The organism is Streptococcus mitis (assembly GCF_000960005.1).
GTDB classification, from domain to species: domain Bacteria; phylum Bacillota; class Bacilli; order Lactobacillales; family Streptococcaceae; genus Streptococcus; species Streptococcus mitis_CK.
This window is the reverse complement of sequence record NZ_JYGP01000001.1, coordinates 182,869-196,582: the sequence shown is the minus strand read 5'-3', so window position 1 is coordinate 196,582 and position 13,714 is coordinate 182,869. Positions and strand designations below refer to the sequence as shown.

Genomic DNA, 13,714 nt, shown 5'->3' with positions numbered 1-13,714 from the left:
CCGAGTTTACTCCCTCTGTCTTAAAGTCCTAGATAAGCCTCAACCGCTGCTTGCATATCAGCAGCTGCCACTGTCGTCTTATGACGAACAGGAGCTGTTTCAAGCCCATCCACTGCAGGTGGAACTGCCACTCCTGAGATTTCATGTAATTGAGCCAAGGCTTCAAAGTCAGTCAAGCCAACTTTCCCAGTTACAGCTTCTACTGCAACTACTGGGAACTTGTATGGACTCGCTGTTGAAGCAATCACTGTCTTAGTCACATCGCCAGTAGCCGCTTGGTATTTCTTATAAACTGCCGAGGCAACTGCCGTATGTGGATCCTCGATATAAGAATCTGACTCATAAATACGCTTGATTTCTGCCGCTGTTTCTTCCTCAGTCGCATATTCAGCTGCAAAGAGTGCAAGAATCTCTGCATCAAAGTCTGTCAATTCATATTGTCCTTGTGTATTCAAGGCACTCATGAGTTCAGCTGTCTTTTCAGCATCATTCCCCAAAAGATGGAAAATCAAACGCTCCAAGTTTGAAGATACCAAAATATCCATAGATGGACTAGTTGTTACCTTAAACTCACGCTTCTTGTCGTAAACACGTGTCTTGAAGAAGTCTGTCAAAACATTGTTGTCATTTGAAGCACAGATTAATTTGCCAACTGGTAGACCAATTTGCTTAGCATAAAAGGCAGCTAAGATATTTCCAAAGTTTCCTGTTGGTACTGTGAAGTTGACCTTATCACCAGACACAATCTCACCAGTCTTGATCAACTGAGCGTAGGCATAAACATAATAAACAATTTGTGGTACCAAACGACCAATGTTCATAGAGTTAGCTGACGAAAATTGCAACTTGTTTGCAGCCAATTTTTCACGAAGGGCTACATCATTAAACATTTGTTTGACGTTAGTTTGCGCATCGTCAAAGTTACCATCAATAGCAATAACATGAGTATTGTCGCCAGTCTGAGTGGTCATTTGCAACTCTTGAACCTTGCTGACACCATCCTTTGGATAAAAGACGATAATCTCAGTTCCAGGCACATCCGCAAACCCTGCCATAGCAGCTTTCCCCGTGTCACCAGATGTCGCTGTCAAGATAACAATCTTATTTTCCAAACCATGTTTCTTAGCAGCAGTCGTCATAAAGTATGGCAAGATAGACAAGGCCATATCCTTAAAGGCAATCGTTGAACCATGGAAAAGCTCTAAGTTATATTGTCCGTCTAATTTCACCAAAGGCGCTATAGTTGGAATATCAAACTTGCTATCGTAGGCATTGTTGATACAGTAGTCCAACTCCTCAGCTGTAAAGTCATCTAAAAATGCTGACAAAACTAACTTAGCAACTTCCTGGTAAGAAGCATCTTTCAATTTGTCAAAGTCCAAATCTACCTTTGGATAAGTAAGCGGTGTAAACAAACCGCCGTCCGTCGCCAAACCTTGCAAAATAGCTTGGCTAGCAGTTACTGTATTGTTGGCATCACGCGTTGATTGATAAACTAATGTCATTACTCTCTATCCTTTATCTATAGTCTCATCCATTATATCATGATTTTTCAGAAAATTCTCCCTTTATAAGAGAAATTATAGGCCCAATTCTTCTTTCAAAGGCTGTAAATAGGTCATTTCTTGCTTATTTCTCATCTCCAGTCCTTCCTCAGCTAGCAGGAGTAAGTCTTTGGAAAATTCAATAATCCCAGCTTCTTCCTCATCTGTAAGCTTTTTCTTAGAAAATTGCCGTCTTAAAAACTTATAATTTCGCCCAAATTCTTTAAAGAAAGGTGCTGTTTCTAAATAAGCTTCTAACTTATCTAAATTAACTAACAGTCCCAAGTGAAAAGCTGCTGAAGCGAAGGTTCTATCTAGAGGTTGAGTACACACACTACGAAACTCAACTGTTCCGCGAGTCGTTAAGTCTTGGTACTGATAACTACGATGGGTTTCAAAATCCTTCTCTTGAGGATAAATAATAATCTCATCCCCATTAAGCGCATATGCTTGGATTTCAGGTGTAGCCAAATAGTCCCTTGTCTGAATCGGATAAAAATAATAGGTTTGTCCATCACGTTCCGCAGTAAAAATTGCAGAATGATCTAGATAATCAAAAAAATCATCCTCATCTTTAAATAGCCTAGCATTGACACCGACGTTCTCTGGATAGATACCATGCATCGAGTCTTCCCAGAAAATGTCCCTTGAAATTTTCGTATCCCAATCTGCTCCCGAAAACTCAGAGTTTGGAAATAAATAAGCCTTAGCCGCTTCAATTTGAGTAAAAGCATTAATCACCCGTAAGTAGTTAGACTTTGAAACATCCAACTGAACCTGACTCCCACAGATAAAAGCACCATATTCAGGGAAATGATGTAAGTCTGATTCAGTAACATTTCTACTCAAATTCAAATAGTCCATCAACATGCGATACCGTGAATAAGCAACTGGACTATTCTCATTTTTATCCCAGTTGGGATGAATACCACAGCCGATAATAGCATGATTTGATCCAGCTAACTTTTTCTGAATCACATCCATATAATTGTTAAAACGATTTTCGGCCTCTTGAATCGTTTCGGCCTTACCAAATGCAAACTCAATCGTTGTATAGGAAACTTCAAATAAAATAGCATCCTGACTTATCGGATCCACTAACTGGATAGGATTACCAAAATCATCTACCTTTTCTACAGTGAAATCCAGAGCATAAACTAAATATCGGAATAAGTGTTTGATAACTTCAACATCTGTAGCATCCCCTTCCAAGTTTACAACAGGATATTCCAGCTCAATCCCGACAAACAATCCAGGATTTTCTTTAATATTTTTCAAATACCGATGTTTTAATAAATCGATAGAACGAGACATACTTCCCTACACTTTCATAATCTAAATAAAATTTGAATAACTATTATTATACCAAAAATAATATAAAAAAGGAACGAAGATTTACAACGTTCCTTAACTCTATACTATACCGGCGGCCGGGGTCGAACCGGCACGTCCTTGCGGACACTGGATTTTGAGTCCAGCGCGTCTGCCAATTCCGCCACGCCGGCAAATAGTAACTGGGGTAGCTGGATTCGAACCAACGCATGAGGGAGTCAAAGTCCCTTGCCTTACCGCTTGGCTATACCCCAATAATATAAAATAGGCGAGTGATGGGGATCGAACCCACGCATGCCAGAGCCACAATCTGGTGTGTTAACCACTTCACCACACCCGCCATAATTCTATTAACACGGGCAGTAGGAATTGAACCCACACTGAAGGTTTTGGAGACCTTAGTTCTACCTTTAAACTATGCCCGTAAAATGGAAGGGGAGGGATTCGAACCCCCGAACCCGAAGGAGCGGATTTACAGTCCGCCGCGTTTAGCCTCTTCGCTACCCTTCCAAAATATATAAATGGCGCGAGACGGAATCGAACCGCCGACACATGGAGCTTCAATCCATTGCTCTACCAACTGAGCTACCGAGCCTTATTGCGGGAGCAGGATTTGAACCTACGACCTTCGGGTTATGAGCCCGACGAGCTACCGAGCTGCTCCATCCCGCGTTAATACAAAAGGAGGATGTGGGATTCGAACCCACGCACGCTTTTACACGCCTGACGGTTTTCAAGACCGTTCCCTTCAGCCGGACTTGGGTAATCCTCCAAAATAGTCCGTACGGGATTCGAACCCGTGTTACCGCCGTGAAAAGGCGGTGTCTTAACCCCTTGACCAACGGACCAAACTTTATGGGCACGAGTGGACTCGAACCACCGACCTCACGCTTATCAGGCGTGCGCTCTAACCACCTGAGCTACGCGCCCAAGTTAAAAACTTGGTAATTTGAACAAAGTTCAAAGCGGGTGACGAGAATCGAACTCGCGACAACAGCTTGGAAGGCTGTAGTTTTACCACTAAACTACACCCGCTTAAATGGGAGTTAACGGGATCGAACCGCTGACCCTCTGCTTGTAAGGCAGATGCTCTCCCAGCTGAGCTAAACTCCCTAGAGCTAAGCGACTTCCATATCTCACAGGGGGCAACCCCCAACTACTTCCGGCGTTCTAGGGCTTAACTTCTGTGTTCGGCATGGGTACAGGTGTATCTCCTAGGCTATCGTCACTTAACTCTGAGTAATACCTACTCAAAATTGAATATCTATTCAAACCAAGAAAACCGTTCGCTTTCATATTCTCAGTTACTTTGGATAAGTCCTCGAGCTATTAGTATTAGTCCGCTACATGTGTCGCCACACTTCCACTTCTAACCTATCTACCTGATCATCTCTCAGGGCTCTTACTGATATAAAATCATGGGAAATCTCATCTTGAGGTGGGTTTCACACTTAGATGCTTTCAGCGTTTATCCCTTCCCTACATAGCTACCCAGCGATGCCTTTGGCAAGACAACTGGTACACCAGCGGTAAGTCCACTCTGGTCCTCTCGTACTAGGAGCAGATCCTCTCAAATTTCCTACGCCCGCGACGGATAGGGACCGAACTGTCTCACGACGTTCTGAACCCAGCTCGCGTGCCGCTTTAATGGGCGAACAGCCCAACCCTTGGGACCGACTACAGCCCCAGGATGCGACGAGCCGACATCGAGGTGCCAAACCTCCCCGTCGATGTGAACTCTTGGGGGAGATAAGCCTGTTATCCCCAGGGTAGCTTTTATCCGTTGAGCGATGGCCCTTCCATACGGAACCACCGGATCACTAAGCCCGACTTTCGTCCCTGCTCGAGTTGTAGCTCTCGCAGTCAAGCTCCCTTATACCTTTACACTCTGCGAATGATTTCCAACCATTCTGAGGGAACCTTTGGGCGCCTCCGTTACCTTTTAGGAGGCGACCGCCCCAGTCAAACTGCCCGTCAGACACTGTCTCCGATAGGGATCACCTATCTGGGTTAGAGTGGCCATAACACAAGGGTAGTATCCCAACAACGTCTCCTTCGAAACTGGCGTCCCGATCTCATAGACTCCTACCTATCCTGTACATGTGGTACAGACACTCAATATCAAACTGCAGTAAAGCTCCATGGGGTCTTTCCGTCCTGTCGCGGGTAACCTGCATCTTCACAGGTACTAAAATTTCACCGAGTCTCTCGTTGAGACAGTGCCCAAATCATTACGCCTTTCGTGCGGGTCGGAACTTACCCGACAAGGAATTTCGCTACCTTAGGACCGTTATAGTTACGGCCGCCGTTTACTGGGGCTTCAATTCATACCTTCGCTTGCGCTAAGCACTCCTCTTAACCTTCCAGCACCGGGCAGGCGTCACCCCCTATACATCATCTTACGATTTAGCAGAGAGCTGTGTTTTTGATAAACAGTTGCTTGGGCCTATTCACTGCGGCTGACGTAAAGTCAGCACCCCTTCTCCCGAAGTTACGGGGTCATTTTGCCGAGTTCCTTAACGAGAGTTCTCTCGCTCACCTGAGGCTACTCGCCTCGACTACCTGTGTCGGTTTGCGGTACGGGTAGAGTATGTTTAAACGCTAGAAGCTTTTCTTGGCAGTGTGACGTCACTAACTTCGCTACTAAACTTCGCTCCCCATCACAGCTCAATGTTATAGAACTAAGCATTTGACTCAGTTCACACCTCACTGCTTAGACAGACTCTTCCAATCGTCTGCTTTAGTTAGCCTACTGCGTCCCTCCATCACTACATACTCTAGTACAGGAATATCAACCTGTTGTCCATCGGATACACCTTTCGGTCTCTCCTTAGGTCCCGACTAACCCAGGGCGGACGAGCCTTCCCCTGGAAACCTTAGTCTTACGGTGGACAGGATTCTCACCTGTCTTTCGCTACTCATACCGGCATTCTCACTTCTATGCGTTCCAGCACTCCTCACGGTATACCTTCATCACACATAGAACGCTCTCCTACCATACCTATAAAGGTATCCACAGCTTCGGTAAATTGTTTTAGCCCCGGTACATTTTCGGCGCAGGGTCACTCGACTAGTGAGCTATTACGCACTCTTTGAATGAATAGCTGCTTCTAAGCTAACATCCTAGTTGTCTGTGCAACCCCACATCCTTTTCCACTTAACAATTATTTTGGGACCTTAGCTGGTGGTCTGGGCTGTTTCCCTTTCGACTACGGATCTTAGCACTCGCAGTCTGACTGCCGACCATAATTCATTGGCATTCGGAGTTTATCTGAGATTGGTAATCCGGGATGGACCCCTCACCCAAACAGTGCTCTACCTCCAAGAATCTTTATGTCGACGCTAGCCCTAAAGCTATTTCGGAGAGAACCAGCTATCTCCAAGTTCGTTTGGAATTTCTCCGCTACCCACAAGTCATCCAAGCACTTTTCAACGTGCCCTGGTTCGGTCCTCCAGTGCGTCTTACCGCACCTTCAACCTGCTCATGGGTAGGTCACATGGTTTCGGGTCTACGTCATAATACTAATTCGCCCTATTCAGACTCGGTTTCCCTACGGCTCCGTCTCTTCAACTTAACCTCGCATCATAACGTAACTCGCCGGTTCATTCTACAAAAGGCACGCTCTCACCCATTAACGGGCTCGAACTTGTTGTAGGCACACGGTTTCAGGTTCTATTTCACTCCCCTCCCGGGGTGCTTTTCACCTTTCCCTCACGGTACTGGTTCACTATCGGTCACTAGGGAGTATTTAGGGTTGGGAGATGGTCCTCCCAGATTCCGACGGGATTTCACGTGTCCCGCCGTACTCAGGATACTGCTAGGTACAAAGACTATTTTAAATACGAGGCTATTACTCTCTTTGGCTGATCTTCCCAAATCATTCTTCTATAATCTTTGAGTCCACATTGCAGTCCTACAACCCCGAAGAGTAAACTCTTCGGTTTGCCCTCCTGCCGTTTCGCTCGCCGCTACTAAGGCAATCGCTTTTGCTTTCTCTTCCTGCAGCTACTTAGATGTTTCAGTTCACTGCGTCTTCCTCCTCACATCCTTAACAGATGCGGGTAACAGGTAGTACCTGTTGGGTTCCCCCATTCGGAAATCCCTGGATCATCGCTTACTTACAGCTACCCAAGGCATATCGTCGTTTGTCACGTCCTTCTTCGGCTCCTAGTGCCAAGGCATCCACCGTGCGCCCTTATTAACTTAACCTTATTTTTCTGACCTTTCAGTCATAAACTCTTATTAATACTACAGCGTTTTCGGTTTATTTTCTTGTTACTATTTGATATAGATATTCAATTTTCAATGTGCATTACTTGGTGATCTCTCACCAATGGAGCCTAGCGGGATCGAACCGCTGACCTCCTGCGTGCAAAGCAGGCGCTCTCCCAGCTGAGCTAAGGCCCCACAAGACCTCTCAAGACTAAACAAGACCAATGCGCAGTTCCTTTTCCTTAGAAAGGAGGTGATCCAGCCGCACCTTCCGATACGGCTACCTTGTTACGACTTCACCCCAATCATCTATCCCACCTTAGGCGGCTGGCTCCTTACGGTTACCTCACCGACTTCGGGTGTTACAAACTCTCGTGGTGTGACGGGCGGTGTGTACAAGGCCCGGGAACGTATTCACCGCGGCGTGCTGATCCGCGATTACTAGCGATTCCGACTTCATGTAGGCGAGTTGCAGCCTACAATCCGAACTGAGACTGGCTTTAAGAGATTAGCTTGCCGTCACCGGCTTGCGACTCGTTGTACCAGCCATTGTAGCACGTGTGTAGCCCAGGTCATAAGGGGCATGATGATTTGACGTCATCCCCACCTTCCTCCGGTTTATTACCGGCAGTCTCGCTAGAGTGCCCAACTGAATGATGGCAACTAACAATAGGGGTTGCGCTCGTTGCGGGACTTAACCCAACATCTCACGACACGAGCTGACGACAACCATGCACCACCTGTCACCTCTGTCCCGAAGGAAAGCTCTATCTCTAGAGCGGTCAGAGGGATGTCAAGACCTGGTAAGGTTCTTCGCGTTGCTTCGAATTAAACCACATGCTCCACCGCTTGTGCGGGCCCCCGTCAATTCCTTTGAGTTTCAACCTTGCGGTCGTACTCCCCAGGCGGAGTGCTTAATGCGTTAGCTACGGCACTAAACCCCGGAAAGGGTCTAACACCTAGCACTCATCGTTTACGGCGTGGACTACCAGGGTATCTAATCCTGTTTGCTCCCCACGCTTTCGAGCCTCAGCGTCAGTTACAAGCCAGAGAGCCGCTTTCGCCACCGGTGTTCCTCCATATATCTACGCATTTCACCGCTACACATGGAATTCCACTCTCCCCTCTTGCACTCAAGTTAAACAGTTTCCAAAGCGTACTATGGTTAAGCCACAGCCTTTAACTTCAGACTTATCTAACCGCCTGCGCTCGCTTTACGCCCAATAAATCCGGACAACGCTCGGGACCTACGTATTACCGCGGCTGCTGGCACGTAGTTAGCCGTCCCTTTCTGGTAAGATACCGTCACAGTGTGAACTTTCCACTCTCACACTCGTTCTTCTCTTACAACAGAGCTTTACGATCCGAAAACCTTCTTCACTCACGCGGCGTTGCTCGGTCAGACTTCCGTCCATTGCCGAAGATTCCCTACTGCTGCCTCCCGTAGGAGTCTGGGCCGTGTCTCAGTCCCAGTGTGGCCGATCACCCTCTCAGGTCGGCTATGTATCGTCGCCTTGGTGAGCCGTTACCCCACCAACTAGCTAATACAACGCAGGTCCATCTGGTAGTGATGCAATTGCACCTTTTAAGCAAATGTCATGCAACATCTACTATTATGCGGTATTAGCTATCGTTTCCAATAGTTATCCCCCGCTACCAGGCAGGTTACCTACGCGTTACTCACCCGTTCGCAACTCATCCAGAAGAGCAAGCTCCTCCTTCAGCGTTCTACTTGCATGTATTAGGCACGCCGCCAGCGTTCGTCCTGAGCCAGGATCAAACTCTCATTAAAAGTTTGAGTTCTCACTCATTTCTGTCACTGACAGATTTATTGTTTTTTCATTGTTCAGTACTACAACCTTAGTTGTAGTGCCCTGCACATTGGTTCGTCTTGTTCAGTTTTCAAAGGTCTTTGTCACTCGCTTCTCTCAAGCGACAACTATATTAGTATATCACAGTCGCTTTCGCTTGTCAACACTTTTTTGAAACTTTTTTAATCTTTTTTCATCAAGTGTTCCATCCGCAACATACCATAGTCCGTACGGGATTCGAACCCGTGTTACCGCCGTGAAAAGGCGGTGTCTTAACCCCTTGACCAACGGACCAGAGCTGTTATTTTCAACTCTTACTATTATACCGACTTTTCAAACTTTGTCAACTACTTTTTTAAACTTTTTTTAAGTGGTAACTTCTCAACGTAACTTCCACCATAGCGAAACTTAATCTGAAACGCTTTCAGATTAGAGGATTTTGTGCACTCTTTTTTCGATTCTTTTCGACTAATCAAGCATTAGTAAAACCAGTTGAACTTAAGCTTTAAGTAAAAAGAGTCAGCATTATACTGACTCTTCTATTGATTATTAAACTTGGAAGCCCGTTCTTCTCCCCACCAATATGGGATTAGTTCTGCGACTTTCACCGTCTTTCTTGTATCGTAGTCCATCATAAATTCTGCATCTTTATTTTCAGCATTAAGCTCTAAAAGGAATTCTCTACAGGCACCGCAAGGCATAGCTGAACTTCCACCATAAGGTGGTTTATCTCGAAAGGCTAATACTTTCTTAACCTTAGTTTGTCCTGAAAATTGGTACATATTAAAGAGTGCCGCCCGTTCTGCACAGAGATGGAAAACACCACAGGTTCCCTCCATACAGAATCCTGTAAATATTTGTCCATCTTCTGCTTCTACTGCGGCAACGACATGATTAGCATAAACAAAATCAGATACTTCATGTGGATTATACAATTTCTGTGCTTCTTCGTACATCTTTTCCCAGATGTCCATTATTGTACCCTTCTTACTTAGAGATTTCCTTTAACATATTTTCGATATGCTGGATTGATTTTTCACGACCTAACAAGAAGATCGTATCTGGCAATTCTGGTCCATGCATTTCACCTGAAACAGCGATACGAATAGGCATGAAAAGATTTTTCCCTTTAATACCTGTTTCTTTTTGAACAGCTTTGATTTGTGGGAAGATATTCTCTGTTACAAATTCATCATCTGTCATCGCTTCAAGTTTTGCTTTGAAAGCTTCAAGAACTGTTGGGACTGTTTCTCCCGCCATGACTTCGCGTTCTGCTTCTGTCAATTCTGGGAAGTCTGAGAAGAAAAGGTCTGTCAATGGAACGATTTCGTCAACTGACTTCATTTGTGGTTTATAGAGTTCCACCAATTTTTCAGCCTTATCAGTCAATCGGCCTGCCTCCTCTAAGAATGGTTTTGCCATTTCAAAGATAGTTTCTAGGTCTGCATTCTTGATATAATCATTGCTCATCCAGTCTAGTTTTTTCTGATCAAAGGCTGCTGGAGACTTGCTCAGGCGGTTTTCATCGAAAAGTTTAATGAGTTCTTCACGAGAGAAGATTTCATCTTCGCCACCTGGGTTCCAACCAAGAAGAGCAATAAAGTTAAAGACTGCTTCTGGTAAATAACCTTTTTTACGGTAGTCTTCGATAAACTGAAGGGTGTTGGTATCGCGTTTAGACAATTTTTTCCCAGTTTCAGAGTTGATAATCAAGGTCATGTGACCAAACTCTGGAGCTTCCCAACCAAGGGCTTCATAGACCATAAGCTGTTTTGGTGTATTAGCAATGTGGTCATCCCCACGGATAACATGGGAGATTTGCATATCATGGTCATCGATGACAACGGCAAAGTTGTAAGTTGGGTAACCATCTTTCTTTTGGATAACCCAGTCACCACCGATATTGCCACCTTCAAATTCGATATCACCTTTGACCATATCATGCCACTTGTAGATACCTGACTCATTGACAGCCAAACGAACAGTTGGGATGATCCCTGTTGCTTCACGTTCTGCGATGTAAGCTGCTTTTTCTTCTTCACTCATACCAAGGTATTCGTTGATATATCGAGGGGGTTCACCCGCTGCTTCTTGGCGTTCACGTTCAGCGGCTAACTCTTCTTCTGTAACATAAGATTTGTAGGCTTTTCCCTCAGCTAATAGTTGGTCAATGTATTTTTGATACAAGTCCAAACGCTCAGACTGGCGGTAATTTTCATGTGTTTCTGGGCTTTCATCCCAATCCATACCTAACCAACGAAGGTTTTCAAGCTGTGAACGTTCACCATCCTCGACATGACGTTTACGGTCAGTATCTTCGATACGAATAATAAAAGTTCCATCGTGATGACGTGCATAAAGGTAGTTGAACAATGCTGTACGGGCATTTCCGATGTGTAGTAGTCCTGTTGGACTTGGTGCGTAACGTACGCGGATATCTTTTGACATAGTTTCTCCTATAAAGTCTCTAGGCGTCTGCCTTTTTGCTCTCTATATTATATCACAAGTCTTGGCTGAGTCCAATTTCTATGAATAAAGAGAGTAAAAAGAGTGGACAAACCACTCTTTTCTTCTATTATCATAGACGTGCGTTAAGTTCTTTGCTCAATTCTTCAAATCCTGGTTTTCCAAGAAGGGCAAACATATTACGTTTGTAAGCTTCGACACCTGGTTGGTCAAATGGGTTGATAGCATTCAAGTAACCTGAAAGAGCGATAGCCAATTCGAAGAAGTAGATAGTGTAACCAAGAGTGAAAGCATCTTGCTCTGGAAGGGTCACGTACATGTTTGGTACATCACCATCTGTGTGGGCAAGAAGAACACCATCAGTCGCTTTTTTGTTTACAAAGTCAACGTCTTTTCCTTGAAGGTACCCAAGTCCATCAAGGTCTTCTTCCAAGCTAGGGATAATCACATTTTTACGAGGTTTGTCAACACGGACAACTGTTTCAAACATGATACGAGTTCCTTCTTGGATAAATTGACCAAGTGAGTGCAAGTCAGTTGAGAAGTTGGCTGAAGTTGGGTAGATACCTTTTTGGTCTTTTCCTTCTGATTCACCAGCCAATTGTTTCCACCATTCTGAGAAGTATTGAAGTGATGGCTCATAGTTTACCAAGATTTCAGTTGCATAGCCTTTACGGTAAAGGATGTTACGAACAGCTGCATATTGGTAAGCTTCGTTTTCAGAGATTTTATCTGAAGTGTAGTCTTTACGAGCTGCATTCGCACCTTCCATAAGGGCTTTGATGTCAGCTCCTGATGCTGCGATCGGAAGCAAACCAACGGCTGTCAATACTGAGAAGCGTCCACCGATATCATCTGGAACAACAAATGTTTCCCAACCGTTAGCGTCTGCTTCAACCTTAACAGCACCTTTTTGGCGGTCAGTTGTTGCATAGATACGTTTGTTAGCTTCTTCTTGACCGTATTTCTTAACCAAAAGTTCTTTGAAGACACGGAAAGCAATCGCTGGTTCAGTTGTTGTACCTGATTTAGAAATCACGTTTACTGAGAAATCTTTATCAGCTACGTACTCTACCAAGTCAGCAAGGTAAGTAGATGAGATTGAGTTTCCTGCGTAAAGGATTTGTGGAGCCTTGCGTTCTTCTTTTGTTTGCAAGTTTGCAAAGTGGTGGTTCAAGAAGTCGATTGCTGCTTTGGCACCAAGGTAAGATCCACCGATACCGATCACAACCAAAACATCGCTGTCTGATTTGATTTGCTCAGCAGCTTTCAAGATGCGGTCAAATTCTTCGCGGTCGTAGTTTTCAGGAAGGTCCAACCATCCCAAGAAGTCGCTACCAGCACCAGTTCCTTTACGGATCAATTCATCTGCTGCTGTTACTTGTGATTGCATGTATTCCACTTCATGTGGTGCAACAAATTTGTCTAAAACTTTTGAATAATCAAATTTAATATGTGACATGTTATTCCTCCAATATTTCTTCTTTTCTATCATAACGCTTACCTTCGTTTTTTTCAAGTTTTTTGTCGAATTTCTCCAATTTTTATCAGAATTCAAACGTTTGCGTAAAAATGCCGCATTCCAAAAATTTTGAAAAAATAAAAGAAAGAACGACTAGATGTTCCAGTCGTTACAGTTCATTCAATAAATACTCAAATAATTCTAAATTGCCATCTTCTTCATTGACCAGAAACTCTGGATGCCACTGCAAACCGATAATGCGGTGCTCATCGATAGACTCAATCGCTTCAATAGTTTGGTCTCTTGGATCAATAGCAGTTACACGGAAATTAGGTGCCAGATCTTTAATGCTTTGACGATGGACTGAATTGACCTGACTTTCTTTGCCAAACAACTTAGCCACCACGCTTCCTTCCACTGTCTCAATAGAATGAGATGTTCCAAAAGGCAAGCCTTGCCAGTGACCTTCAATTTCTTGGTGGAGGGTGCCGCCAAAAGCAACATTGACCAGCTGAACCCCACGACAGATTGCCATAATTGGTTTATTCTGACGGAGCGCTTCTTTCAAGAGAGCTAGTTCAAACTCATCGCGTACTAGATTGTAATCATCGCTCTCGATGGTCTTTTTCTCTCCATAAAACTGAGGATGGACATTTTGACCGCCTGTCAAAATAAGCTTGTCAATCATTTCCACATAATCGCGTACAACTGACTCATCACCAACAGGAATGACTAAAGGGAGACCACCGACTTGACGAATGCTCTCTGCGAATCTACAAGATACAGATGAATGAATGTTTTTGCCTTCTGCGTCTACGGGACATAGATTTGCAGCAACTCCTACAACCGTTCTAGCCATGATGCCTCTCCTTTCGAATGTTAATAC

General features: G+C 44.5%; 6 protein-coding genes, 14 tRNA genes and 3 rRNA genes. All 23 read right to left on the bottom strand.

Going from position 1 to position 13,714, the window contains the following annotated elements:
- Nucleotides 1-20 precede the first annotated feature (20 nt).
- The 23 genes from thrC to TZ90_RS00880 all read right to left on the bottom strand — a co-directional run bounded on the left by thrC (nt 21) and on the right by TZ90_RS00880 (nt 13,687).
- Nucleotides 21-1,505, bottom strand: a complete 1,485-nt coding sequence (gene thrC / locus TZ90_RS00995) for a threonine synthase (RefSeq protein ID WP_045610976.1) — start codon at nt 1,503-1,505, stop codon at nt 21-23.
- Nucleotides 1,506-1,580: 75 nt separating this feature from the next.
- On the bottom strand, nt 1,581-2,858 hold the full coding sequence (locus tag TZ90_RS00990) for a glutamate-cysteine ligase family protein (RefSeq protein ID WP_045610975.1): 1,278 nt from the start codon (nt 2,856-2,858) through the stop codon (nt 1,581-1,583).
- Nucleotides 2,859-2,965: 107 nt separating this feature from the next.
- Nucleotides 2,966-3,049 (bottom strand) — tRNA-Leu (locus TZ90_RS00985).
- 9 nt (nt 3,050-3,058) lie between these two features.
- Nucleotides 3,059-3,130, bottom strand: a tRNA-Gln gene (locus tag TZ90_RS00980).
- 13 nt (nt 3,131-3,143) lie between these two features.
- Nucleotides 3,144-3,216, bottom strand: a tRNA-His gene (locus tag TZ90_RS00975).
- A 14-nt stretch (nt 3,217-3,230) separates the two neighbouring features.
- A tRNA-Trp gene (locus tag TZ90_RS00970) sits at nt 3,231-3,301 on the bottom strand.
- A gap of 4 nt (nt 3,302-3,305) precedes the next feature.
- Nucleotides 3,306-3,386 (bottom strand) — tRNA-Tyr (locus TZ90_RS00965).
- Between the two features lie 12 nt (nt 3,387-3,398).
- Nucleotides 3,399-3,471, bottom strand: a tRNA-Phe gene (locus TZ90_RS00960).
- 3 nt (nt 3,472-3,474) lie between these two features.
- A tRNA-Met gene (locus TZ90_RS00955) sits at nt 3,475-3,548 on the bottom strand.
- A 10-nt stretch (nt 3,549-3,558) separates the two neighbouring features.
- Nucleotides 3,559-3,648 (bottom strand) — tRNA-Ser (locus TZ90_RS00950).
- Between the two features lie 4 nt (nt 3,649-3,652).
- Nucleotides 3,653-3,724 (bottom strand) — tRNA-Glu (locus TZ90_RS00945).
- 8 nt (nt 3,725-3,732) lie between these two features.
- A tRNA-Ile gene (locus TZ90_RS00940) sits at nt 3,733-3,806 on the bottom strand.
- A 34-nt stretch (nt 3,807-3,840) separates the two neighbouring features.
- Nucleotides 3,841-3,911 (bottom strand) — tRNA-Gly (locus tag TZ90_RS00935).
- 5 nt (nt 3,912-3,916) lie between these two features.
- A tRNA-Val gene (locus TZ90_RS00930) sits at nt 3,917-3,989 on the bottom strand.
- Between the two features lie 4 nt (nt 3,990-3,993).
- A 5S ribosomal RNA gene (gene rrf, locus TZ90_RS00925) occupies nt 3,994-4,109 on the bottom strand.
- 76 nt (nt 4,110-4,185) lie between these two features.
- Nucleotides 4,186-7,086, bottom strand: a 23S ribosomal RNA gene (locus TZ90_RS00920).
- A 125-nt stretch (nt 7,087-7,211) separates the two neighbouring features.
- Nucleotides 7,212-7,284, bottom strand: a tRNA-Ala gene (locus tag TZ90_RS00915).
- A 51-nt stretch (nt 7,285-7,335) separates the two neighbouring features.
- Nucleotides 7,336-8,881: ribosomal RNA gene (locus tag TZ90_RS00910) — 16S ribosomal RNA — on the bottom strand.
- Together the 16S, 23S and 5S rRNA genes with 14 tRNA genes alongside form the textbook arrangement of a ribosomal RNA operon.
- Nucleotides 8,882-9,122: 241 nt before the next feature.
- Nucleotides 9,123-9,194, bottom strand: a tRNA-Glu gene (locus TZ90_RS00905).
- 245 nt (nt 9,195-9,439) lie between these two features.
- Nucleotides 9,440-9,874 (bottom strand): cytidine deaminase family protein, encoded by a 435-nt coding sequence (locus TZ90_RS00900; RefSeq protein ID WP_000355905.1) that lies wholly within the window; start codon nt 9,872-9,874, stop codon nt 9,440-9,442.
- A gap of 13 nt (nt 9,875-9,887) precedes the next feature.
- Nucleotides 9,888-11,348, bottom strand: a complete 1,461-nt coding sequence (gene gltX, locus TZ90_RS00895) for a glutamate--tRNA ligase (protein ID WP_045610972.1) — start codon at nt 11,346-11,348, stop codon at nt 9,888-9,890.
- 130 nt (nt 11,349-11,478) lie between these two features.
- The gene (locus tag TZ90_RS00890) at nt 11,479-12,828 is read right to left on the bottom strand and encodes a glucose-6-phosphate isomerase (protein WP_000018268.1); all 1,350 of its coding nucleotides are present in this window, start codon (nt 12,826-12,828) and stop codon (nt 11,479-11,481) included.
- Between the two features lie 169 nt (nt 12,829-12,997).
- On the bottom strand, nt 12,998-13,687 hold the full coding sequence (locus TZ90_RS00880; protein ID WP_045610970.1) for a gamma-glutamyl-gamma-aminobutyrate hydrolase family protein: 690 nt from the start codon (nt 13,685-13,687) through the stop codon (nt 12,998-13,000).
- Nucleotides 13,688-13,714 lie beyond the last annotated feature (27 nt).

Excerpts from the sequence above, each read along its gene's own strand:
- gltX (WP_045610972.1), bottom strand. The coding sequence starts at position 11,348 with ATGTCAAAAGATATCCGCGTACGTTACGCACCAAGTCCAACAGGACTA.
- TZ90_RS00880 (WP_045610970.1), bottom strand. The coding sequence starts at position 13,687 with ATGGCTAGAACGGTTGTAGGAGTTGCTGCAAATCTATGTCCCGTAGAC.
- thrC (WP_045610976.1), bottom strand. The coding sequence starts at position 1,505 with ATGACATTAGTTTATCAATCAACGCGTGATGCCAACAATACAGTAACT.
- TZ90_RS00990 (WP_045610975.1), bottom strand. The coding sequence starts at position 2,858 with ATGTCTCGTTCTATCGATTTATTAAAACATCGGTATTTGAAAAATATT.
- TZ90_RS00890 (WP_000018268.1), bottom strand. The coding sequence starts at position 12,828 with ATGTCACATATTAAATTTGATTATTCAAAAGTTTTAGACAAATTTGTT.
- TZ90_RS00900 (WP_000355905.1), bottom strand. The coding sequence starts at position 9,874 with ATGGACATCTGGGAAAAGATGTACGAAGAAGCACAGAAATTGTATAAT.